Annotated in this window: 17 protein-coding genes; 6 read left to right on the plus strand and 11 right to left on the minus strand. The window is 54.1% G+C overall.

Annotation, left to right across the window (positions count from 1 at the left end):
* Genes leuD through K5Y30_RS19545 form a run of 3 tightly spaced genes read left to right on the plus strand, consistent with a single transcriptional unit; the run spans position 1 to position 2,541 of the window.
* Complete coding sequence (gene leuD, locus K5Y30_RS19535) at positions 1 to 636, plus strand: 3-isopropylmalate dehydratase small subunit (RefSeq protein ID WP_222212973.1); 636 nt, start codon at positions 1 to 3, stop codon at positions 634 to 636.
* Entirely contained in the window at positions 633 to 1,547 is a 915-nt protein-coding gene (locus K5Y30_RS19540; protein ID WP_222212975.1) for an alpha/beta fold hydrolase, read from the plus strand. The genes leuD and K5Y30_RS19540 overlap by 4 nt, the downstream gene beginning before the upstream one ends.
* A 31-nt stretch (positions 1,548 to 1,578) precedes the next feature.
* The gene (locus K5Y30_RS19545; protein ID WP_222212977.1) at positions 1,579 to 2,541 is read left to right on the plus strand and encodes a LysR substrate-binding domain-containing protein; all 963 of its coding nucleotides are present in this window, start codon (positions 1,579 to 1,581) and stop codon (positions 2,539 to 2,541) included.
* 129 nt (positions 2,542 to 2,670) lie between these two features.
* Here the strand turns inward: K5Y30_RS19545 and K5Y30_RS19550 are convergent, their stop codons facing one another.
* Positions 2,671 to 2,976, minus strand: a complete 306-nt coding sequence (locus tag K5Y30_RS19550) for a DUF1471 domain-containing protein (protein ID WP_101761538.1) — start codon at positions 2,974 to 2,976, stop codon at positions 2,671 to 2,673.
* 342 nt (positions 2,977 to 3,318) lie between these two features.
* Entirely contained in the window at positions 3,319 to 5,187 is a 1,869-nt protein-coding gene (gene kup / locus K5Y30_RS19555) for a low affinity potassium transporter Kup (RefSeq protein WP_222212978.1), read from the minus strand.
* A gap of 350 nt (positions 5,188 to 5,537) precedes the next feature.
* Between kup and K5Y30_RS19560 the strand changes: the two genes are divergently transcribed.
* Positions 5,538 to 6,647: an SDR family oxidoreductase gene (locus K5Y30_RS19560; protein ID WP_222213055.1), complete on the plus strand. Its 1,110-nt coding sequence runs from the start codon at positions 5,538 to 5,540 to the stop codon at positions 6,645 to 6,647.
* A gap of 41 nt (positions 6,648 to 6,688) precedes the next feature.
* Here K5Y30_RS19560 and K5Y30_RS19565 read toward each other — a convergent pair whose 3' ends face one another.
* Together K5Y30_RS19565 and K5Y30_RS19570 are read right to left on the minus strand one after the other, a co-directional pair.
* Positions 6,689 to 7,489 (minus strand): MetQ/NlpA family ABC transporter substrate-binding protein, encoded by an 801-nt coding sequence (locus K5Y30_RS19565; protein WP_222183381.1) that lies wholly within the window; start codon positions 7,487 to 7,489, stop codon positions 6,689 to 6,691.
* 91 nt (positions 7,490 to 7,580) lie between these two features.
* The gene (locus K5Y30_RS19570) at positions 7,581 to 8,375 is read right to left on the minus strand and encodes an MBL fold metallo-hydrolase (protein ID WP_222184279.1); all 795 of its coding nucleotides are present in this window, start codon (positions 8,373 to 8,375) and stop codon (positions 7,581 to 7,583) included.
* A 145-nt stretch (positions 8,376 to 8,520) separates the two neighbouring features.
* On the opposite strand from K5Y30_RS19570, the gene K5Y30_RS19575 reads away from it, so the two are divergent.
* Positions 8,521 to 9,546 carry an LLM class flavin-dependent oxidoreductase gene (locus tag K5Y30_RS19575; protein ID WP_255602545.1) on the plus strand — a complete coding sequence of 342 codons (1,026 nt, stop codon included), beginning with the start codon at positions 8,521 to 8,523 and terminating at the stop codon, positions 9,544 to 9,546.
* A gap of 5 nt (positions 9,547 to 9,551) precedes the next feature.
* Here K5Y30_RS19575 and K5Y30_RS19580 read toward each other — a convergent pair whose 3' ends face one another.
* Positions 9,552 to 9,740: a DUF1778 domain-containing protein gene (locus K5Y30_RS19580; RefSeq protein ID WP_222183377.1), complete on the minus strand. Its 189-nt coding sequence runs from the start codon at positions 9,738 to 9,740 to the stop codon at positions 9,552 to 9,554.
* Positions 9,741 to 9,791: 51 nt separating this feature from the next.
* Positions 9,792 to 10,127, minus strand: coding sequence for a gamma-glutamylcyclotransferase family protein (locus tag K5Y30_RS19585; protein ID WP_222183375.1), 336 nt, complete (start codon positions 10,125 to 10,127; stop codon positions 9,792 to 9,794).
* Between the two features lie 134 nt (positions 10,128 to 10,261).
* Between K5Y30_RS19585 and K5Y30_RS19590 the strand changes: the two genes are divergently transcribed.
* A complete protein-coding gene (locus K5Y30_RS19590; protein WP_222183373.1) occupies positions 10,262 to 11,281 on the plus strand; it encodes an MBL fold metallo-hydrolase in 1,020 nt (339 codons plus the stop codon).
* Between the two features lie 27 nt (positions 11,282 to 11,308).
* On the opposite strand, the gene K5Y30_RS19595 is transcribed toward K5Y30_RS19590, so the two are convergent.
* From K5Y30_RS19595 to K5Y30_RS19615, 5 genes are all read right to left on the minus strand, one after another.
* Positions 11,309 to 11,854 (minus strand): RNA polymerase sigma factor, encoded by a 546-nt coding sequence (locus K5Y30_RS19595; protein WP_222183371.1) that lies wholly within the window; start codon positions 11,852 to 11,854, stop codon positions 11,309 to 11,311.
* 5 nt (positions 11,855 to 11,859) lie between these two features.
* Positions 11,860 to 12,303 (minus strand): hypothetical protein, encoded by a 444-nt coding sequence (locus K5Y30_RS19600; RefSeq protein WP_061719254.1) that lies wholly within the window; start codon positions 12,301 to 12,303, stop codon positions 11,860 to 11,862.
* Positions 12,304 to 12,443: 140 nt separating this feature from the next.
* On the minus strand, positions 12,444 to 13,154 hold the full coding sequence (locus K5Y30_RS19605) for an SDR family oxidoreductase (protein ID WP_222212980.1): 711 nt from the start codon (positions 13,152 to 13,154) through the stop codon (positions 12,444 to 12,446).
* A 166-nt stretch (positions 13,155 to 13,320) separates the two neighbouring features.
* Positions 13,321 to 14,691, minus strand: coding sequence for an amidohydrolase (locus K5Y30_RS19610; RefSeq protein WP_222212982.1), 1,371 nt, complete (start codon positions 14,689 to 14,691; stop codon positions 13,321 to 13,323).
* A 106-nt stretch (positions 14,692 to 14,797) separates the two neighbouring features.
* Positions 14,798 to 23,395, minus strand: a complete 8,598-nt coding sequence (locus K5Y30_RS19615; protein ID WP_222212984.1) for a GH36-type glycosyl hydrolase domain-containing protein — start codon at positions 23,393 to 23,395, stop codon at positions 14,798 to 14,800.
* Positions 23,396 to 23,575 lie beyond the last annotated feature (180 nt).

Below are 23,575 nucleotides of genomic sequence, written 5' to 3' on the forward strand. Positions count from 1 at the left end.
ATGGAAGCATTTAACAACATTACTGGCACGCTGGCGCCATTACCGGCGGCCAATATTGATACCGATGTGATCATGCCGAAGCAGTTTCTCAAAGGTATCGATCGTAAAGATTTGGACCGCGGTGTGTTCTTCGACCAGCGCTTCCTGCCCGACGGCCGCCCAAATCCCGATTTCATTCTTAATCAAGCCGGTTGGGAAAACGCCGCCTTCTTACTGGTGGGCGCCAATTTCGGCTGTGGATCCAGCCGTGAACATGCGGTTTGGGGACTTAATCAGCTCGGCATCCGCGCCATTATCGGCACCAGTTTTGCCGGCATCTTCGACGATAACTGCCAGCGCAATGGCGTTTTGACGCTGACGTTAAGCGAAGGGGATTATCAGCGCCTGAGCGCGGTAGCGAACGATGCCGCCAGTAATCGCATTACCGTGTCGCTGGAACAACAGGCGATCCTCTTCAATAATCAACGCATTGCCTTTTCGGTCAGTGCATTGAAACGCGAGATGTTATTGGGCGGCGGCAGCGCGGTGGACTGGACGTTGCAGTACGAATCTGACATCACCCAGTTTGAAACGCAACATTTTGCCCAGCGTCCGTGGCTAAAACGCGATCAAATCCAACAGGATGCACAAGCATGAATGAGATTACGCCACGCGGTGATTCACCCTTTATCAGCGGCTTTACGCTGAGCGATGTGCGTCTGGCGAACGGCGTGACGCTGCGCGTTGCGATGGGTGGCGAAGGTCCGCCACTGCTGATGCTGCACGGACATCCGCAAAATCATCTGGCGTGGCGCAAAATTGCACCGCAGCTGGCGCAGCAGTATCGCGTAATCCTGCCGGATCTGCGCGGTTACGGCGACAGCGACAAGCCGCCGAGTGATGAGGCGCATCGCGCTTACTCGAAACGGATGATGGCGCAGGATATCAGCCTGTTAATCGAGGCGTTGGGATTAGAGCGCGTAGCGTTTGTCGGGCACGATCGCGGTGCGCGCGTGGGCCATCGGCTGGCGCTTGATCATCCGGAAAAACTTTCCTGCTGCGTGTTTGTTGATATTGCGCCGACCGCGACCATGTACGCCTTAACCAACAAAGCGTTTGCCACGCGCTATTTCTGGTGGTTCTTCCTGATTCAACCTTATCCATTACCTGAAACCATGATCGGCCACGATCCGGCGTTATTCCTGCGTAAACACATTGATGGGCAATTAAAAACGCCGGGCGCCACCGAGGAGGTCATCTTCAACGATTACCTGCGCTGCTATCAAAATAAAGAGATGATTCACGCGGTGTGCGAAGATTATCGCGCCGCGGCGACGATTGATTTAGACGATGATGCGCAGGACAGCGCTAAACGCATTGAAGCGCCGCTTCTGTTGTTATGGGGAGAAAAGGGCACGGTTGGCCAGTTATATAACGTGGAGGAAACATGGCGGGATAAAGCGCGCAATATTCAGGGCAACGCATTACCTTGCGGTCATTCACCGCATGAGGAAGTGCCTGAACTGTTTTTAAGTCAGCTTCAGTGCTTTCTGGATTCTGTGTTATAACCGGCTAAATTTCGCTAACGCCGTGATGGTGATGAAAATACTGCTTGCCGGAAAAAGTTATCAGAAGCCGCTTCAGGGTTGGCCGTCGGTCGAAGATCTGTATGTCTTTATCAGCGTAGCGCGCTATGAAGGTTTTGGCCGCGCTGCGATTGAGCTCGGCCAGTCGCCATCCTACATCAGCAAGCGGATTGCCATCCTCGAAAAGCAGTTGGAAACCCGGCTGTTTTTCCGCACCAACCGCGTGATGCGCCTGACGCCAGAAGGTGAAAAGGCGCTGGAAGGTGCATTGCACGTGGTGCATGAAATGGATTCCTTCCTGAATAACTTTCAGCAGTGGCGCGGCGAATTAACCGGCGATCTGACTGTGGCCTGTTCATTTGGCTTTGGTCAGGATTATTTGTCCGATGCGATTGCCGAATTTATGACGCGTCATCCGTCACTGAACATCAAATTGATGCTCAGCGATCGCGATATTGATTTATTGCAGTCAGGCACAGACGTCGATATTCGGGTGGGTGATGATGTGAATCACGCCTACATTGCACGAAAATTAGCCGCCAATCGGCGCATTCTTTGTGCAACTGCAGATTACTTAGCCCGGTCGCGTCCGCTGGAGACGCTGGATGATTTAATCGATCACAGCTGTCTTATTATTAATGAAAATAATAATACCTTTGGGCATTGGACGTTAACGGACGGCGAAAATAAAATCGTTTGTCGCCTGAATAGCCATTACTCATCGAACAGCGGAAAAGTGATTCTGAATTGGGCGTTAAAATCGCACGGTATTGCGTTGCGTTCTGCCTGGGATGTGGCGCCGTATTTAAGCGAAAACCAATTGCTGCACGTATTACCGCAATGGTATCAGGAAGCGAATATCTGGGCGGTTTACACGCAGCGCGCGTCTGAATCGCCGCGCATTAAAGTGTTTATTGATTTTCTTGTCGACTATTTTGCAGAAAAAAGCCTGCCGATGATGAAGGGTAAATTATAAATACCCTAAATAATTCGAGTTGCAGGAAGGCGGCAAGTATGTGAATCCCAGGAGCTTACATTAGTAAGTGACTGGGGTGAACATGCGCGGCCAACGCTCCTGCAACTTGAAGTATGACGGGTATTAGCATTAGCCATAAGCCACTTTGCTGTTGATGTGGTAAAGAGTGGCAGTGGCGGCCATGACGTGTTGGCCGTCGTGCGCCGGTTCGTGGGATTCCACTTCGGTGATGTGATAACCCACCGCACCGGCAGCAACGGCTTTCTGCACAAAGGCGTCATTCAGTTCTTCCATTGAAGTCGCCCAGCTCACCGAAGTAAAGCCTACCGGATGAATCGATGAAAGTTCGCGATGGGTTAAATCGCCGCGAATTAAAACCGGTTTAACAGATTGCGGTGTGAAAATAGATATTACGTCATTAATTAATTGTTTCATGGCGATACTCCTCGCAAATAATAACTGAGCCAATGGCCGCAGCTACGAATCTTTCAATTGTTGGTAATGTGCTGATACCCTAAATTTTACGGCGAGTGATGATTGCCGGTGAAGTTAATAAACACCTTTTCAGGTTAAGCGTTTTAGCTTTAATTGCTAATTAGATGTTAAGAAAGATTCAGCCACAACTCATTCAAACTTACGCGACTATTTTTTCATCTGGTTACATTTGGCGGAAAAAATAAGGTCGCCATGAATGGCGACCCTACGGTTATTTCGCGGGATTTTGTAGGGTCGCCATTCATGGCGACCAGGTGCGCATGAATGCGCGCCGTGAATCGATCAAAACTCGCGCTGCCCGCCCAGCTCGATGACCCGATTCGGCGGGATATTAAATTGCTCATGCGCGCGCTGTGCATTGCGCTGGCAGAAATGGAAAATACCGCCTTTAACCCGCATCAAACCTTTTCTCTTCTTCATCACCAGCGTGTCGTGCGAGGTGAAGAACGAGGCTTCATTGACGGTACAACCCAATCCCTCCAGCCCACAAAGATGCAGGATCTCCGCCATTGACGGCGTCTCGCGCCAGCCGTAAGCGGCGGTCACCTGCCAGAACGACGGCGACAGCTGAGTGATACTCAGGCGTTTCTGGTTGTAGACGCGCGGGATATCGGTGGTGCGGATATGCAGCAGCACCACACGTTTATGCAGCACGCGGTTGTGTTTGAGGTTATGCAGCAGCGCCTGCGGAATCTCATGCTCCTTACGGGAGAGGAAGATTGCGGTGCCAGGCACACGGCTTGGCGGATTGGTTTCCAGCGATCGCACCAGCGCCTGCAGGCTCTCAGGATCGTTATTCAACTTGCGGATCAGGCGATTACGCTCGCTGCTCCAAATGAGCATCAATCCCATCATGCTCAGCGCCAGCAGCACCGGCACCCAACCTCCAGAGAGCAGTTTCATCAGGTTAGCGCTGAACAGCGGCACATCAATGCTTAACATGCACAGCAGGAAAACCAGCGCCACCGGCAGCGGCCACTTCCAGTTACGCAGTGCTACCACGCCCGCCAGACAAGCGGTGATCACCATGGTGCCGGTCACCACTATGCCGTATGCCGAAGAGAGCGCTGAAGATTGTCGGAAAGCCAGCACAATCACCGTCACCGCGACAAACAGCAGCCAGTTCACCACCGGAATATAAATCTGACCGGATTCCGTGTGCGAGGTGAAGATGATGCGCATCGGCGGCAGAAATCCCTGACGGATCGCCTGATGCGTCAGCGTATACACGCCGGTAATCACCGACTGCGCGGCGATCACTGTGGCCAGCGTTGACAGCACAATCAGCGGGATCTGTCCCCAACCCGGCGCGAGATTAAAGAACGGATTATTGAGGGCCTGCGCATCGGCAATTACCAACGCGCCCTGACCGAAGTAGTTGAGCACCAGCGCGGGCATGGCGATCACCAGCCAGGCCATGCGAATCGGCGCTTTGCCCAGATGTCCCATATCGGCGTACAGCGCCTCCGCGCCGGTCACCGCCAGCACCACCATGCCCAGCGCGGCAAACGAAAGCGCTTTGTGGCTAAGCAGGAACGTCAGCGCATAGGAGGGATTCAGCGCGTAAAGCACTTCAGGATTAAGCAGGATGCCGCGAATGCCTAACAGGGCAATCGACACAAACCAGACAAACATCACCGGGCCGAAAACCTTACTGACCTTCTCGGTGCCGTGTTTTTGAATCATAAACAGCAGCGTGAGAATCGCCACCGCCAGCGGCACCACATATTTATCCAGCTCCGGTGACACCACTTCGATACCTTCGATCGCCGACAGCACTGAAATCGCTGGCGTGATCACGCCATCACCATAGAAGAAGGCGCCGCCAATCAAGCCCGCTAACACAATGATGTGCGACGCTTTCGGCCCGACATGCTGGCGTGCCAGTGACATCAGCGTTAACACGCCGCCTTCGCCATCATGATCGGCGCGCATCACGAAACAGACGTATTTCAGCGTCACGATCAGCGTCAGCGCCCAGAAAATCAGCGACAAAAATCCCATCACCGCGGTGGTGGAGATCTCGCCGTTAGGCAAAATGGAGAGGCACTCTTTAAGGGTATAAAGCGGGCTGGTGCCGATATCCCCAAACACGATCCCAGCGGCCGCCAACATGCCAGCAGGCAAGGACTGTTTTTCACTTTGACTCATAGATTTCCTGTGGTTTATCAGGTTTGAGGCTAATGAGGGCGAACATACCTGTTTGCGACCGAAGCGAACAGTGGCAGGCGATTTTACGTACAGCATTTTTACGCGTATCGCCGGTATTTTTACACCATTTTTATATCGCGCTCATTTTTCGTTCTAAGCGTAGCTGGCTAATCCACGCCATTTAAACGCGCACGTAACATAAATTAAACAAATTTAAACCATTGCTCACCAGGTTGAGAGTTGAGTCAACTGGCAAGAGGCCATTTATGCACCATTTACCTCGGCAGGCTTAGATTCAAGCGCAGATAAACACATGCTTCTCCCCCTCAACTAACGCGAAGATCTAAATGATGAATACAATCCTAATCACGGGTGCGACCGGCTTTTTGGGTGGTGCGGTCACGGTTAACTTGCTAAAAAAAAGCCAACAGCAACATCTGCTGCTACTGGTTAGAGCTGATAGTCGCGATGAAGGATTAAAAAGAGTAAAAAATAACCTGGCAAAATTTGCGATTGAAGAGTTTCAATTAAATCAGTTAACACGCGAAAATATCCTGATTGGCGATTTAGCCAAACCCGAACTCTTTGCTGATGATTGTCGTCTCAATGAAGTTACCCATGTCCTTAACTGCGCAGCCGTCGCCTCTTTTGGTGCCAATCCGCTAATCTGGAAAGTGAACGTAGAGGGCACCTTTGCCTTTGCCAGTCGTATGGCGCGAGTGAAAGGGCTGAAACGCTTTGTTCATGTCGGCACCGCAATGTCCTGTGCGCCCGAAGCCAATTCGCTGGTGGTGGAGAGTGAGCTGTATACGCTGCGCGAACAGCACGTTGTGGAATATACGTGGAGTAAAGCTACGGTTGAAAGAATGATGACCGAGATGTTACCTAATCTGCCCTTAGTCATCGCGCGGCCCTCGATTGTGGTGGGGCATTCAAATTGTGGCTGTGCACCATCGCCAAGTATTTTTTGGGTATTCCGCATGGCGCTCACGCTGGGCAAATTTATGTGTGAGCTGAATGACCGCATTGATGTGGTGCCAGTCGATTACTGTGCCGATGCGCTGGAGTTATTACTGACGGCACCGAATGTAGAGAGAAAGATTATTCATATATCGGCGGGGGAAAATAGTAGTGTCACATTTGCTGAGATTGATATAGCGATGGCCAAAGCTTCAGGAGGTCATGCCGTTGCTGAAAAGTATCAGAAAGTGAACTACCGTGAACTGGCAGCAAGTAAGAATTCATTCTCCTCGCTGTTTGGTCCCTGTAATGAACGCATCGTATTACGGGCAATGAATTTATACGGTCATTTTTCAAAACTGAATGTGGTATTCAGTAATGAGAAATTAATGGAGCTTGGCATGCCGCCCTCGTCAAAGTTTACCGACTATTTGCATCATTGTGTCGATTCAACGCGTAATGCCACTATTGCGGAATTGATGGAAGTCGATTTTAAATAAGCTGAAACTGCGCAGTAACGCACTGCGCAGTTTTCGCCGGATTACCAGCCCTTAATAATATCGCCTTTATAGATCTCGTTAGCTTTATCCAGCACTTCCTGCGACTGGAAGGCTTGTTTCAGCTTCTGTACGTTGGCGCTGTCTTTATTATCTTCACGCGCCACAATCGCATTCACATAAGGCGAGGCTTTGCCTTCCATAAACATGCCGTCACGCGAGGCGGAGAGATTCACCAGCGCGGCGAAGTTGTTGTTGATGATCGAAAGATAAACCTGCGGATCGTCCAGCGTACGCGCCAGCTGCGGCGTATCCACCTCAACAATTTTCAGCTTCTTCGGATTGTCAGTGATATCCAGCGTGGTTGGTAGCAGGCCCGCTTCCGGTTTCACCTTGATTAAACCCTGCGCCTGCAACAGCAGCAGGCTGCGGCCGAGCGTGGTGGCTTCGTTAGAGATGGTCACGGTGGCGCCATCTGGTAACGCTTTCAGTGATTTAATCTTGCGCGAGTAACCCGCAATCGGGAACACGAAGGTGTTGGTGACAACGGCAAAGTGATAACCGCGCTCTTTGGCTTGCATCTCCAGATAAGGCAAACTCTGGAAGGCGTTGGCATCGACATCTTTGTTGAACAGCGCTTCATTCGGCTGCACGTAATCATTGAAGGCCACCACATCGACATCCAGCTGATATTTGTCGTGCGCAACTTGCTTCACGGTATCCCACAGCGCCTGGTCAGGTCCGGTATTAATGGCCACTTTGATTTGATTTTCATCGTCTTTGTTGCAGCCACTAAGCAGCGCCACGGATGCAGACAGCAGCGTCGTGAGTAAAATTTTCTTCATTGCGCAGATCCCCTCTTAACGTAGGGAACGGACTATAATGGATGTTTAGACGTCTGTACATCCATCTGTAGCGCGTTTGCTTACAATTCGTTCAGGACTTCAAGCAGGCAATATATTTTTCGCCCGACTGCATCACGATCCGCTGCGCGTCAGTGAGAATTTGGCGATGCTCGAATGCGCCGTATAAGCGCGAAAATTTTAGCGCCGCCAGCCGACGCATCATATCGCTGACTGCCGCCGCCGGTAACGGCAGCATATTTGGATAGCTCCACATAAATGACACCGCATCCGCGCCAGGCGTGACTTGCACGATATCACCACTCAACAGCACGCCGTCATCGTGCGCCCAATGCAACACGCATCCGCCGGCAAAATGTCCGCCAAGGCGAACCAGCTTCACTTCCGGCACAATCTCCAGCTCGTCATTTCGCCAAAGATGAATATGCGGGCTGTCGCGCATAATCCATTCACTATCGTTAACGTGCAGATAGATCGGCGCGTCGAACGCCGCCGCCCAATCCTGCATGGTGCTGTAATAGTGCGGATGCGAAATAGCGATGGCGTGAATACCGCCGAGCGCGGTAATAATCGCTTTGGTGGCATCATCAAAATTCGCGATGCAATCCCACAGGATATTGCCGTGCGGCGTTTGCAGCAGAAACGCGCGTTGATTAATAGCAAAGCTGGGCACGGTTTGCAGGCTAAATAAACTGGCAGCGAGCTGCTGCCATTTATTGCAGTGTGTGGCTTGCAGGGCATTAAACGAAGCCCATTTTTGCCCGCTGGCCGGCACAAACTGCCGCTCGTCTTCACATATTTTGCAGTGTTCGATTTTACTTTGCTGCTCATCGTAAGATGTGCCGCATGCGTTGCAGACTTTGATCATCATGTAATCCTTGGTTATAGGCAGCAAAAAACGCTCTCAGCAGGATATTAGTCGTTAATCAGATAACCAGTGCTGAATAGGTTATTTCTTCCGTGGAATGCCGATCGCCATAATTTGCGCTATCGAGATAACAAGGAAGAGAAGCATGCTGAACATTTCACACATCTCATTTCTCACGCCGGGCAATTATGCGGATGACGCGCCCGGACAAGGTCTGGAAGAGACGCTGCAACTGATCGAACTGGGCGAAACGTTAGGCTACGACGGCGCGTGGGTGCGCCAGCGTCATCTTGAGCATGGCGTTTCTTCTGCCAGCGTATTTCTCGCCGCCGCCACGCAGCGTACGCGCACGATTGAGCTGGGGAGCGCGGTCATTCAGATGGGATACGAAAGCCCATTTCGCCTGGCTGAAGATCTGCTCACCGTCGATGTGCTGTCCAATGGGCGACTCAACGTAGGATTAAGCGCCGGTGCGCCGAACCATGTCGAATTGATCGGCGATAACGTGTTTCACGGCGACTGGCGGCAGCAGGATTTCAGTTACGCTCGACTGAAAAAATTGCAGGAAAACCTCAGCGGGCAATTCTTTGGCGATGATGAAACTTACGTCATCTCGCCGGGCAATCGCCAGCGGCCGCGTGTGCAGCCCGCGTCACCGCAATTGCTGCATCGCTTGTGGTACGGCGGCAATTCACACCGTTCGATTCAGTGGGCGGCGGAAAATCAGTTCAATTTGTTGATCGGCAATTTAACGTCAGCCGAGGTCAGCAGCGATTATCACCAGGCGCAACTGGCGCTGATTCGCGCATTCAGACAGCATTGGCCGGCAAACGCGTCGCGCCAGCCACGCATTGCCGCAGGCCGCGTGATTATTCCCACCGATAACGCCAACCGTGCAACCATCAAACGCTATCAGGATTTCGCTGCCAGCCGCTATCAACGCACGCTGGAGCCGCAAGGACCGAAGCGCACCATCTTCTCCGAGGATATTGTCGGCAGCAGTGAAGAGATCGTCGCGCAGCTGATTGATGATCCGCTGTTACGTGAAGTGACGGAGTTCCGCGTCGAACTGCCCTACGAATTCACCAACGAAGAGTACAGCCAGATCATCACCGATTTTATTGAAGGCGTCGCACCGCATTTGGGGTGGAAGAGGAAAGGGCGAAATTAAACATTCTACTCCCGATAAAATTCCCAACATGTTTCATCACGACTTAGCTCTGCCGCTTTTTGTAAACGTGCATTAGGTAATGGCGGTTGTTTTAAGGATTTCGCAACCGCATTCCATGACTCATCAGTTAGAACGATGCAGCTGCTCTCGAGTGGGACATTGTTCATCCCTTTATCATTCGTCTTACCTGACATATATTTTTCCGTTGTTTATAGAGTTACACGCGTTTTGAAAAAAATTATACCTTATGAAGATGTTCGCGGCTGCAACTGATAAATCCACGCTGTCACCTGTTCTCCATTGCTGGTGGTGACATCAACTTCCACGCGATCGTAGCCATCTTCAAACTCATCGAGCATCGGCCAATGCGGTTCGAGTTTCTCTGAGATAAACAGATATCCTGGCACGCGCGGGCCGTTTTCCTGCAACACAATGCCGGGGAAATCGGCCGCTGCTCCCCAGCCGCGTTCATAGAAGGTGCCAGAAACCGATCCCGCCAGCCATTCGCCGCCGATGTTTTCCAGGATATGCGCGTTTGAATGGCCTGGCTGGAGCGTACCGTAAACAAATAAACGTTTCATTTTCCCTCATAAAATCAAGCAAAAGCATTACTTTAACTATCGGCGATAGCGATGTCATCAATCGCCCAATATGCGATGTGCGATGCCTTAAAAGTGGCTATTCTGAAGGACCCGCGATGAGAGGTAAAAGATCAATGTTGAATAGTTCGAGCATTTCTCGCTGCAATATAAAACGCTATCCGCAATCCGCTCAGTTTGATGGCAAAAGGTTTAACAATAAAATCCCACGCCAGCAGTTAGGATTGATTGAATTCGCCAAACTATTCTGGGATTTTGCCTTTAATAAACCGAAAAATACCGCACCTGAATCTGCATTGCCGTTAATCAAACTCGATGCGCAGCAACTTGCGGCGGCGGCGGATAACAGCGTATTTCGCCTCGGTCACTCTTCATTGCTGTTTAAAATGCAGGGCAAATATTGGCTGACCGATCCGGTATTTACGCAGCGCGCTTCGCCCTTTAAATGGTTTGGTCCCAAACGCTTCCAGCCTGCGCCGATTGCGCTTGAAGATTTGCCGCCCATCGAAGGGATCATTCTTTCGCATGATCATTACGATCATCTGGATTACCACACCATTTTGCAGCTTAAAGATCACGTGCGCTATTTCCTGACGCCGCTGGGCGTCGGTGATTTGCTGTTATCCTGGGGCGTGGCGCAGGAAAAAATTACCCAGCTGGATTGGTGGGAATCAAAGAATATCGGCGGTATTCATTTTGTCGCCACGCCATCGCAGCACTTTTCTGGCCGCGGCATGTTTGATAGCAATAAACGGTTGTGGTGCTCATGGAGCATTATCAGCGATGAATTTCGCCTGTTCTTTAGCGGGGATTCCGGTTATTTCGACGGTTTCAAACAGATCGGCAATAAATTCGGCCCATTCGATATGGCCTTTCTGGAAAACGGCGCCTATGACCGTCGCTGGGCCGATATTCATATGCTGCCGCAGGACACCATTAAAGCCTTTAACGATCTCAACGCGAAATGGCTGTTCCCGATTCACAATGCCGCTTTCGATTTAGCCTTTCATCAATGGAACGATCCGCTTAATCAAATTGTGGCGCTGGCGCAGGAACAGCAGATAAATGTGTCGATGCCACAACTTGGGCAGGGCGTGCAATTTTTGCAGCCGCAGCAAGAGAAAAAGTGGTGGTAAATGATGCCCGATTGCCAGGCAATCGGGTTATCCGGTTATTTCGTCATACAGGTTACGCAGCCGCGTGCGTAGAAATAGCACCGCTTTGTGCTTGCGCGATAATAACGTCTGCACGCTGCTGCCGCTCTCTTGCGCCAACTCGTTATAGCTGTAGCCGAGCAGTTCGGTTTTCTCGAATACCTCGCGCTGCGCGTCAGGTAATTCGGCTAACGCTTCCTCGAGTTCTTGCCACAGCAGCGTTTTCAGATATTCATCTTCTGGCGTTTGCGGCACGCCAAATAAGGTTTCTGCCAGCTCATCTTCCGGGAAATCTTGCTCTTCGTTGCCACCGAATAAATCGGCCAGCGGCAGCTCACGCTTTTTCCGCGCCCGATCGGTCATTTCATTGCGTGCCGCCCGGAACAGCCAGGCGGCGACATTCTCCACCGGCTGCTCCACCTGCATCAGCTTATAAGTGACTTCCTGCAAGATATCGTCGGCATCTTCACGTATCACGGTTCGCCCGCGAATGAACGCATTCAGCTTGGTGCGACAGGCGGTGATTGCCGACATCAGCAGTGAATCCTGCGCCATCACGCTTACTCGGCGTCGCTGGATTTAGGCGGATTATTCTCCGGCTGCGGACGCGCTTCGCCTCGCTCATCACGACGACCATGCCAGTCGCAACGATCGTGGTGGCCACGATGACCAAAGCGATTGCGGCGATGCTGCATAAACTCTTCACGCTGTTCCGGCGTCATCTGCATCCAGCGCTCGTGCATACGGCGTCGCGCCATGCCGAACATGCCCGGACGGAATCCCAAACCGCCAAACAAGATGCGGCACAACGCCAGCAAACCCAGCGCCTGCCAGAAGCCGATGCTTTTCACGCCGATGATGCCCGGCAGCAACGCATTCCACAGCGACATCACCAACAAGCCCAGTGCGGCGATGATCACCGCGCCCATCAGCAGCGGTTTCGCCAGGCGATGGCCGCCAAAATGATCCCGATGACCGTGTCTGTGCATATCAAAATCTCTCATTGTTTGTGTCCTCATTACATTAACGGATAACTGCTGGTGATGAGGTAGACGAATGAGCGGTGAGAATATTGCTAAAAAAAGCAAAAAAAGAAAAAGGCCGCCGTATGGCAGCCCCGCGTTAGGGATTTTTTACTGCTGAATCAGCGTTTCGCTTTATCGCGGCGCGGACGAATCACAATATCTGCAATCTGCGTATCTTCCGGGCTATCCACGATAAACCGCACGGCGCGCGCCACTGAAGTTGCATCGAGATACTCCTGCGGATTGATCGGCGCATGGTTGCCCGCGCGGGCACGCGAGGCTTGATTCATCGGCGTATCGGTCGGGCCGGGCGCGACTGTTGCGACCCGCACGCCATGTTCGCTCTCTTCGCTACGCAGCGCATGCGCCAGCGCGGTGAGGGCAAATTTCGAGGCGGAGTAAATGACGTGTCCCGCCAGCGCCAGCGTTCCCGAACCGGAGTTGATAAACACCACTTTGCCCTGCGCGGCGCGCAGTGCGGGCAAGGTTAAGCGCGTGAGTTCAGCAGGCGCGATGACGTTAATATTCAGGTGCTGTTGCCACAGTTCTGGCGTAGCGGAAAAAGTGGTGCTGAGAATCGAGATCGCCGCCGAATGCACCAGCACATCAACCCGATTTAATGTGGCAGTGAACGCGGCTACGGCGGCAAAATCCGTGATATCCAGTGCAACCGGAATCACATTGGTGACCTGTTCCAAAGCCTGCAAGGTTTGCTGATTGCGCCCGATGGCGTAAACCTGATGATCGGCCGCCAATAACTTCACGGTTTCCAGGCCAATGCCGCTGTTGCCGCCGGTGACAATCGCCACCGGTAATGCTGATGCTGTCATAGGTTCCTCTCCTGTTGAGGATTTCAAGCTAAGGAAAACAGCAGCCGCAGGCAAATGCCTAAATTGACTATGTTTACCTGGTGCGCATGAATGCGCACCCAACGAAAACCTTGCCCATTCGTAGGGTCGCCATTCATGGCGACCATCATCGTTATTGGCAGGGAATCTACTTCTTCGCCAATCCACCAAACGTCTGTTTGCCGTTATAGAACGTCGCCATCACCGGCGCGATGTGCGCAACAGCTTCCGCAGAACAGCTGGCGTTAACCAGCATCATGGTGGCGTGGTCCTGTGCTTTCGGCCATTGCTGTTCGCCGTGGCTATTCAGCGGCAACACCTCGTTGGTGGCGATACCTAACGCGCGACTCAGTGAATACTCATCCGGCCCACGATAGAGCTGCGAATAGATGTTGGCTTTCTCCAGCATGCTGCCGCTGCCAAAGGGCTGCCAGTGATCGGCGATGGTGTCGGTGCCCGACCACACCGGCACGCCAGCGGCGCGCAGTTGCGGCAGCGGCATGATTACGCGACCAATCGGTACGGTGGTGGCGATACTAAACTGCTGCTCTTTTAGTTCCTCAATCATCGCCGCTAATTCGTTACCCTGTAACGTTCCCAGGGCAAAGGCGTGGCTGAGGGTGACTTTGCCTTTTAGCTGCGGATTGTCGCGCACCGTTTTCAGCATGTAGCGGATCGCCGCCACACCGTGCGGTTCGGTTTCATGAAGATGAATATCGATCGGTGCAGCGAAATCGAGCGCGATGCTGAACAGGGTATCCAGCGACTTCTCCATCGCGCCGTCAACGTTGGTCGGATCCAGCCCGCCGACATAATTCGCGCCCATCTTCATCGCTTCGCGCATCATGCCTTCAACGTTTGAGCGTAGTAATCCGTGCTGCGGGAAGGCGACAATTTCGGCATGAAAATCATCGCGATGGTTGGCAATCGCCTGCTGCAGATGTTCCAGACCTTGTAATTTACTGACCGGATCGATGTTGCAATGGCTGCGTGCAGAACTGCTGCCTTTGGATTGCAGCAGGCCAATCAGTTTCTCAGCGCGGATTTCAGAAGTCGGAACCAACTCGGGCAGAATCTGCTCTTCCTGATGGATCATATCGATCACGCTGTGGCGCGGCAGCGGGGCGCGCCAGCTTTCGCCGTAGAAAGTTTTGTCGAGATGGATGTGCATGTCGCGCGTGGCGGGCAGCAGCAGATAACCTGCGGCGTCCCACGTTGGCAGATTAAGGCTGACGCCCGCAGGATGAACGGCGGCAATCTTACCGGCATTCACCTCGACATCATACAAACCGGTTTGCGTGGCGGTGATGACATCCTGTTTGCGGATAAAGGCTTCTTCCAGTCGCACATTGCGCAGCAGATAGTGTGTGGCATCAACGCGGCTGGCAGGCGCCGGTTGGCAGGTTTCAGCAGCCTGAACGCTGCGGCTCATGCCCGCGCTGAGTAAGGTGCCTGCGGCGGTGAGTTTCATGCCGGCGGAAAGAAAATCCCGGCGATTGCCGGGTGATAAGAGGCTCATTAGTCATTCTCCTTGTAGGGGAGAATAACCCTAAAATAGCCGCTGGCAGGGCGCTGCGATATTTTCCACTGCTGGCTATGGTGAAAACTAATGACCTTAGTGATTACTACTCAGCGAGATGAATTCGTACCTGATGATTCCCGACGTCGGAGCTGAGTCTGATGGCATCATCGGCACTCAGCACATCATCCAGCCACAGCTGATAAGCGCCAGGCGTGCGAAGCATCTCAATCTCATAGCGCGCGGCCCCTTCGTGATAAATCACCTTCGCGCCCGGCCATGCTTTGGGCAGACGCGGACGCAGCCGCAATGTATCGCCGTGGCGCGTGATGCCGAGCAGGCTTTCGATGATCAGCTGATAAGTCCAGCCCGCCGATCCGGTGTACCACGTCCAGCCGCCACGACCTTCATGGTTCTCGGCGCTGTAAACATCCGCCGCCATCACGTAAGGTTCGACTTTGTAAGTTGCAACAGCATTCGCATCCAGGCTGTGATTGATCGGATTGATCAGCGCCAGCAACGCCCATGCGCGCTCGACCTGGCCCATCTCGGCGAACGCCATAATTGCCCACAGCGCGCCGTGCGTGTATTGCCCACCGTTTTCACGGATGCCAGGCAGATAACCGCGAATGTATCCCGGATTGGGGCCTGCGCCATTGAACGGCGGCGTCAGCAGTTTAATCAGGCCGTTATCGCTATCCACCAATTGCTGATCGAGCGCCTGCATTGCCGAGGCGCATTTGTCGTGATCGCCAGCCGCAGACAGCACCGACCAACTCTGCGCGATGGCATCAATGCGACATTCGGCGTTGCGCTGCGAACCCAGGGTTTCACCGTTATCGAAGTAGCCACGCAGGAACCATTCACCATCCCAGGCGAGCTGATTGAGCGCCGTTTTCAGCTTCTCCGCCTGTTTTTCGCACAAGCTGGCGGCTTCCGGCTGATCGATACGGGTGGAGAGCGCGGCAAAGCGCGTGAGCACGCTGTAGAGGAAAAAGCCGAGCCAGACGCTTTCACCTTTACCGGCAATACCCACTTCGCTCATGCCGTCATTCCAGTCGCCGGAACCCATCAGCGGCAAACCATGCTCACCAAACCGCAGACCATGCTGGATGGCACGCAAGCCATGCTGCCACAGGTTTTCCTGCAGCTGACTGACGTTCGGCAGGCTGTAAACTGACTCTTCTTCGGCGGTGAGCAGTGGCGCTTCAAGATAGCTAATCGGCTGTTCTAACAGCGCAAGATCCTCCGTGGCGGTGATGTAGTGGCAGAGTGCAAAGGGCAGCCAGAGATAATCATCTGAGCAGCGGGTGCGCACGCCGCGTCCGGCAGGCGGATGCCACCAATGCTGCACATCGCCCTCGAGGAACTGGCGGGAAGTGCACAGCACCAGCTGATCGCGCAGTAAGTTTGGCGCGGCGTGGGTGAGCGACAACGTATCCTGCAACTGATCGCGGAAGCCAAATGCGCCACCGGACTGATAATAACCGCTGCGCGCCAGCAAACGGCTGGCCAGCGTTTGGTACAGCAGCCAGTTATTCGCCAGCAGATTCACCGCTGTATCGGGCGTCTGCACCTCGACTTTGTTTAACAGATTGCGCCATTGCTGCTGCACTTTCGCCAGCTCGGCTTCCGCCTGTTCGCTGGGAAGAAATTGCTGCATCAGCGTCAACGCCGCTGCGGTATCTTCCGCCGCGCCTAACACAAACACCAGCGTGCGCGTATCGCCGTCAATCAAGGTGGTCAGCGTTTGCAGAGTGGCGCAGGGATCGAGACCCGCGCTGGTGTTACCCGACAAGCCACGCGCTTGCATCATCGCTGGCTTACGCGTCGAGCCATTGCGGCCCAGACACTCAAGGCGATTACCGCTGAAAGCAATCTGATTGCCGGATGCGGCGAAGAAGGCGGTGCGCATCGATCCGCTGCTGGTATAGGGATTTACCGCCAGAATGGCGCTGCCATCCGCAACCATCGCCGAAGAAGTTTGTACATGGCGGGCAGATTGGCTCACCAGCTCACCCAGCACCCATTCGACGTAGCCGGTGATCGACAAATGGCGGGTTTTGCCAGACAGATTACTGAGCTGAATCAGGGTGATTTTCGCCGCCTGCTCGCCAGCTATGAAGGTGGTGAGCGTGCTGCTAATGCCTTGCTCCTGATGCATAAAGCGGCTGTAACCCATGCCGTGCTGCGTCAAATAATCTCCGGCGCCGCGCATCGGCAGCGGCATAGGCGACCAGACATCGCCGCTCTCCTCATCGCGCAAATAAAAGGCTTCGCCCGACGTATCGCTGACCGGATCGTTGTGCCACGGCGTCAGGCGGTATTCATGCGCATTTTCATACCATGTGTAGGCCTGACCACTTTCTGAAATCACGCTACCAAACTGTTTATTTGCCAGCACATTGCACCAGGGCGCGGGCGTCTGCTGATGTGGGGACAACAAAATGTGATATTCACTGCCATCGGCGCTGTAGCCGCCGGTGCCATTAAACAACTGCATGTTTTCCGGCTCAGCGAGGCGAGCGGGCGCAGGAAAGGCCTGTTTATGCGCCAGGAAGCGGCAAGGCGGCGCCACCGGCTGCGGTTTTAACAGCACCGTCAGCTGGTCGGCCAAACTGCCGTTGCGGCCTTCCAGCACCACGGCAGCTACGCTGAGTAGCAGCGTGACATCTTCGGCCGCAAAGTGCTCGCTTTGGCGCAGGAAGATGCCGCCAGGCTTGTCGGTCAGCATCTGCATCTCGCCCGATGAAATCATTTTGATCAGCTGATTTTGCAACAGCTGCTGATAGCCGATTTGCTCGCCGTTGAGGATCACCAAATCTGCCGTCAATCCTTTCTGACGCCAGTATTGATGCGCTTTGATCATATTGCTCACCAGGCTGAGCTGGGTATCGCTTTCGATGCGCACCAGCACGATCGGTAAGTCGCCAGACAGCGAGTGTCGCCACAGCGACGATTGTCCCAGGCGATTCTGCTGCAGACGCTGGCTGTCGCCGCGCATTTCAGGGCTGGCAAAAATCACCGCGCTGGCGAGCTGGTTATACAAACTGGCATCTTCAGCGAGGATATTCAGCTGGCGCAGCGCCACCTGACTGTGCGAGGCCGCCATTTCAAATATCCGATTGGCGTAGACATTGTTACGATACTTCTCAAGCAAGCCAAGGCAGGCATCACGCTGCGTGGTGACGCCATACACCAGATCGAGGGTGACGGATTTACCCGCTTTGATGGCGATTTTCTGGCGAATCGACAGCAATGGATCGAGCACCGCACCTGCGCTGCCGCTGAGTACGCCATCGGCTGCCATCGCCTGCGGATTGGCGGCGGTTCTGCCGCGACCAATAAACTGTGCGCGGTCGGTTTCATAATGCGTATCGCGCTCGCTGGTGCCGTGAATCAGCAGGGCGTGGAACATCCACAGCGGCTCGGTTTTCTCATCGCGCGGGCGGCGATGTGCCAGAATCGCTTCCAGTTCAGTGACGATTTCGGTTTGCACAAACAGGTTGCTGAACGCCGGATGCGCCATATCGCTGGCGGCAGAAGCCAGCACCACTTCCGCATAGCTGGTGATGTCTATTTCACGCAGCTGGCGTGAATGGTTGGTCAGGACGATGCGGCGGATTTCCACATCATCTTCTGGCGACACCACCACCTGAGTGCGGGTGCTGAGCGTTTCCATGCGCGATTCAAACTCCGCGCCGGCGTCGGTAAAGCGCGCAATGTGCTGCGGGCGCGCATCACCGCTGGGCTGGAACGTCGGGCTAATCAGCTCGCCGGATTGGCGATCGCGGATGTAGCAGAAGATACCGTGCTGATTGCTGGTGCCATCGGCGCGCCAGCGGGTTAACGCCAATCCTTTCCACTGGCTATACCCGGTGCCGGATTGCGTCACCATCACATGATAATTGGCATTCGACAGCAGCTGGATTTGCGGCAGATGCGCCGCCGAGCCGCTGAACTCGCGCAGTTCGGGCGTATCTGAACGCGGTTTGATCTCGCTGGTGTCAACGAACTGCCGACGCGGGGTATACAGCTCAATGTCATCCGGCACGCGCTCCTGCAGCAGCAAGTAGGAAGACTGGAAGCGCGCACTCGACATAAACCGCGCCACCATCGGCGCTTCATGCAGCAGGTGCGAAATCGCCAGAAAACCCATGCCCTGGTGATGCGCCATGTAGGTTTTCACCGCGACAAATTGCTGGCCGCGCGCCAGGCGCTGCGTGGTGAAATCGAGCGCCTCATAGAAACCGTATTTGCCGCAGGCACCCATTTTCTTCAGTCGCATCAGGTTGTCGGTGGCCTGATGCGGCAGCACCATCAGCGCCAACAGCGAGGCGTAGGGCGCAACCACATGATCATCGTTGAGGCCACGCTTCAGCCCTAACTCTGGCGTACCAAAGGCTTTGTATTGATAGTTTTGGCTGTCATCGAACGCGGCGTAAGCCGACTCGGAGACGCCCCACGGAATCTGCGCGGCATCACCGGACGCGATCTGCTGCTTCACCGCCGACAGTGCCATTTTTTCCAGCAGCGTATCCGGGTAAACCGGCATCACCAGATGCGGCATCAGGTACTCAAACATCGAGCCGCTCCACGACATCACCGCCGGTTTGTTATCCAGTTGGGTGAACAAACGGCCCAGCACGAACCAGCTTTTTACCGGCAGCTGATTAGCAGAGATGGCGTAGTAGTGCGTCAGGCGCACTTCGGACGGGAAGAGATCGTAATGGCCTTTATCGAGCGCGCCGCTGTCGAGATTGTAACCCACGCTGAGCAGCGCGGTTTTTTCGACATAGAGAAAGCGGAAATCCATTTTTGCATGATCTTCCAGCCGTCCTTCCAGCTCCAGCAAGGTCGCCATGCGTTCACGCGCGGCCCACATCACAGACGCCGCGAGCTGAGAATGGAGGCCGGGGCGATGACGCTCTAACTCACTCAGCCACAGCAGAGAAGGTAGGGCGGCAGGCAGATCATCATCCGGCGTGAGCCAGCTGAAAAACAGCGTCCACTCCTGCTGCAAATCGCTGAGCTGGTGGATAAACCGTTCGAACCATTTCACCTGCAACGGCGGCAGCTGCATCTGCGCCAGCAGAATTTCACTCGACGCGATCAGCGACGAGAGGTGACTGGCAATCGCAGCGGGCGCGGCCTGTTGCAGCGCAGCAAACTGCGCGGTTAACTCATCCCAGCGATCGTTACGCTCTGTGCCCATTTGCGCTTTCGCCAGCAACAAGGTGTCATGCAGACCGGCCATGATCACTGGCAAGGCGAGCACCGGTAGATGCTTCCACTGCGCAAGCCCGGCCTGCAGGGTGGCGAGGTGCGCGGCGAGATTGCCGCTATCGACGGTGGAGACGTAGCGCGGATTTAACGGCTTCAGCGTGTAAGTGTCATACCAGTTGTAGAGATGTCCACGAAAATGCTCCATGCGATCGAGGCTATCCAGCGCGGCGAGCGAACGGGCTATCACCGGTTTCTGCGTAATGTAGCCAAAATCCCATGCGGTTAAATTGGCCAGCAGCGACAGCCCGATATTGGTCGGCGAGGTGCGATGCGCCACCACCGGCTGCAACACTTCCTGAAAATTATCCGGCGGCAAGTGGTTATGTTCAGCGGTGACGAAATCTTCAAACCAAGCCCAGGTGTGACGCGCGGTATGGCGCAAAAACTGTTGCTGCTCGGCGGAGAGCTTTTTCTGGCGCGAATGGGCTGGTTTACTCAACTGCCACAACAGCCACGGCGTGATCAGCCACAGCAGCGAGATCGGCAACGCCAGCGCAATCAATTCAGGATTAACCAGCGCGGTTAAAAGTGACAGTGCAACGCCCGCCGCCGGATTAAACCACATCGCCTGATAAAAATGGCGCAGTGACGGCGTGGGCGAGGAACTGCCCGCCGAGGCGCTTTTCCATTCATGGAGAAACTGCCCGCTCACGTTGAGTCGCCACAGCGTGACAATAATCGCCTTCAGCGACCAGTAGCTTTCATGCGGTAGTGTCGCCAGCGTCAGTCCCGCGCGGCTCAGGCGCATTAACGCATCCGAAGACAGGATAGTGAGATGATGCTGCCAGGCGCGCGTCTTGCTTTTGCGCATGCCTTCCATGCTCAACGCTAAGGCGCTGGGCAACAGCAGGAACAGCGCAATGCAGCCGAGCCAAAACGGCGGATTCGCCACCCAGCTAAAGGCCAGAAACATCAGCAGCAGTAAGGCGGGCGCAATCAGGCTGCGACGCAGGTTATCGAATAATTTCCAGCGCGATAGTGCACTCAGCGGATTGGCCTGATATCCGCCATCCTCCAGTCGCACGCGCAGTTTCAGCCAGTTCAGCAACTGCCAGTCACCGCGCACCCAGCGGAAACGGCGCGCGACATCGCTGAGATAGTTATCCGGATAGTGTTCATACAGCACCACATTGCTGACCACGCCGGAGCGCGCATAACAGCCTTCCAGCAAATCATGGCTGAGCACCAGATTTTCCGGGCAGGTATTGCGCGTCGCGCGGGTGAACGCAGCCACATCGTAAATGCCTTTGCCGACAAACGAGCCTTCGCCAAACAGATCCTGATAGATATCGGAAGACATCGACGAGTAGGCATCGTTGCCCGGCACGCTGCTGGAGAGGCGCGCGTAGCGGCCTTGGCCAAAAGGCGGAATCTCCTCCGCCAGACGGGGCTGCAGAATGGCGTAGCCTTCCACTACGCGGTTCAGGCTGTCATCAAATACCGGCGCATTGAGTGGATGCGCCATAATGCCAATCAGCTTGTGCGCGGTTTCGCGCGGCAGAATGGTGTCGCTATCGAGGGTGATGACATATTTCACGGTGCGCATTTGCGCCTGGCTGGCACCGACGATAACGTTAAATGTCTCCTCTTCGCCCTGCAGCCAGCGATTGAGCGCATGCAATTTGCCGCGCTTACGCTCGTAACCCATCCACACGCCCTGCGAAGGGTTTAGCACACGGTTGCGATGCAGCAGAGAAAAAAGCCCATCATTGTGCGACTTGCTGCTGTAACGGCGGTTGAGCGCCTGAATTTTCAGCACCGCATAACCGATGATTTCTGCATCATCGTCATCGTGTTCGGCCGCGCTGTCGGTGAAATCGGCCAGCAGCATAAAGCTGATGTTGTCGAGCGCGTTACCGAGATAGCTGGTTTCCAGCGACCGCAGCAGCGCATCGGTGCCATGTTTGCTGCTGATTAAACAGGGGATCACCACCAGCGTGCGATCGCCATCCGGTACCGCCCGCTCGTAATCAAGTCGCGGAAGCGGTACCGGATGGCGGGTGCGGGTTGTCACTTCGCTGAGCAGCTGCAGGGCGAGCTGGCTGCTGATTAAAATTACCGCCGGCACCAGTAACAGCCACAGCACCACCGACATCGCGGATTGATGAGTGAAAAACAGCGCTTCGGCGCTGAAAGCGGTTGTCAATAACGTCAGGCTGCCCAGCCAGGAGAGCAGCGGCGTTTGGCTGAGATGATGGCGCGCCTGATTCAGCCAGGAACGGCGCGGCTTTAGCTGTTGCTCAAGCTGCGCACGCCCTTTATCCAGTAGGAAGTAACCAATATGCTGTTGGCGCGCTGGCAATGCGGCCTGACGGCTCAGCGCCAGCACCTGATTGGCCACGTTTAGCTCATCGAATTCGCTCTGGCGAGCCAGCTCTTCAACCACATGCCGATATTGATCGCGGCTGTCAAAATGCATCTGCGGATAAATCCCGGCGGGATCCTGCGCCAGCACCTGCTCTACCAGGCTCAGCGACTCAACCAAATCCTGCCAGTTGATTTCGCCCAGCTGGCGCAATCCGGCAATGCTGTTGCTGACCGAGAGCTGACTCAGTGCCAGCTGGCGGTTGAATTGTTCAATCACATCCGCAGTATTACGCCCGGTGTTCAGCAGGTGTTGCTCCACCCACGTTAGCGCCAGCGAGTGATTCTGCCCATTCAGTTTGCGTGCCAGTTCGGCGACAAACGCGCCGGAAAGCTGATCGTTTTTGTGCGCCATATCGGCGATCACCTGAATCACGCGAGTGGCGTCTCTGGCGGAGTGATGAACGATCTCATTAATCCACGCTTCGGCCTGGCTGCGCTCCTGATGAATCTCAGCAACACCTTGCGCAATACGTGCGAGGTTATCGAGCAGCGCAAAGCGCAGCATGGCGGGAAGCGCCCAGAGTTCACCCATTAGCAGCGGCGTCACGCGTTGATAAGCATGAATAAAGGTCGCCAACACTGCTGACTCTAAGCGGCCATCACTGTGGCTGATCATCTCATCCGCGATCGCCTGAATACGCAAATAGTGCGCGGGGTCTTTCAGCGCAGGTAAACCCTGACCAAATTTGGTGGGCAACAGATGGCGCACCATCCGAATTTGCTCTTCAATAATATAAAAATTATCCAGCAACCATTCGCCAGCCGGTGTCAAATTACGCTTCTCACCGGTACTTAATATTTCAGCGCTTTTTATCAGCGCCTGTTCGTTTTCCGTCAGCCGCTGCAATAATTTATAGCTTTTTTTGGCGTCGGAAAGATGATGCGTTTTTGCCAGACGCTCGCCATATATTTCCATTTGCCGCTCGGAAAAAACATCTGGCCGGTTCGCCTGGTAAACACCGCTGTGATGTAAAAACTCAAAACTACTGCGTGCCGTTGCCGGAAGCGCACTACTGCTAGTGAATGACCCGGTGGGAAGTTTATTTTTCATAATGGCGTCGCAAAAAATCCAATGGATTATAAAAGTCAGCACTATCAACAGGAAAGTCGACGGTATAAGAGAGGGCGAGGGAAAATATTTGTCTTATTTGAGTATAGCGCTAAAACAATTTAACGGTTGGTTTATAAAATAAAAGTTAATTTAAAACATTTAACTGAACGTAATTATGGG

Origin of the sequence: Pantoea sp. DY-5 (genome assembly GCF_019795955.1) — a bacterium.
GTDB classification, from domain to species: Bacteria; Pseudomonadota; Gammaproteobacteria; order Enterobacterales; family Enterobacteriaceae; genus Pantoea; species Pantoea leporis.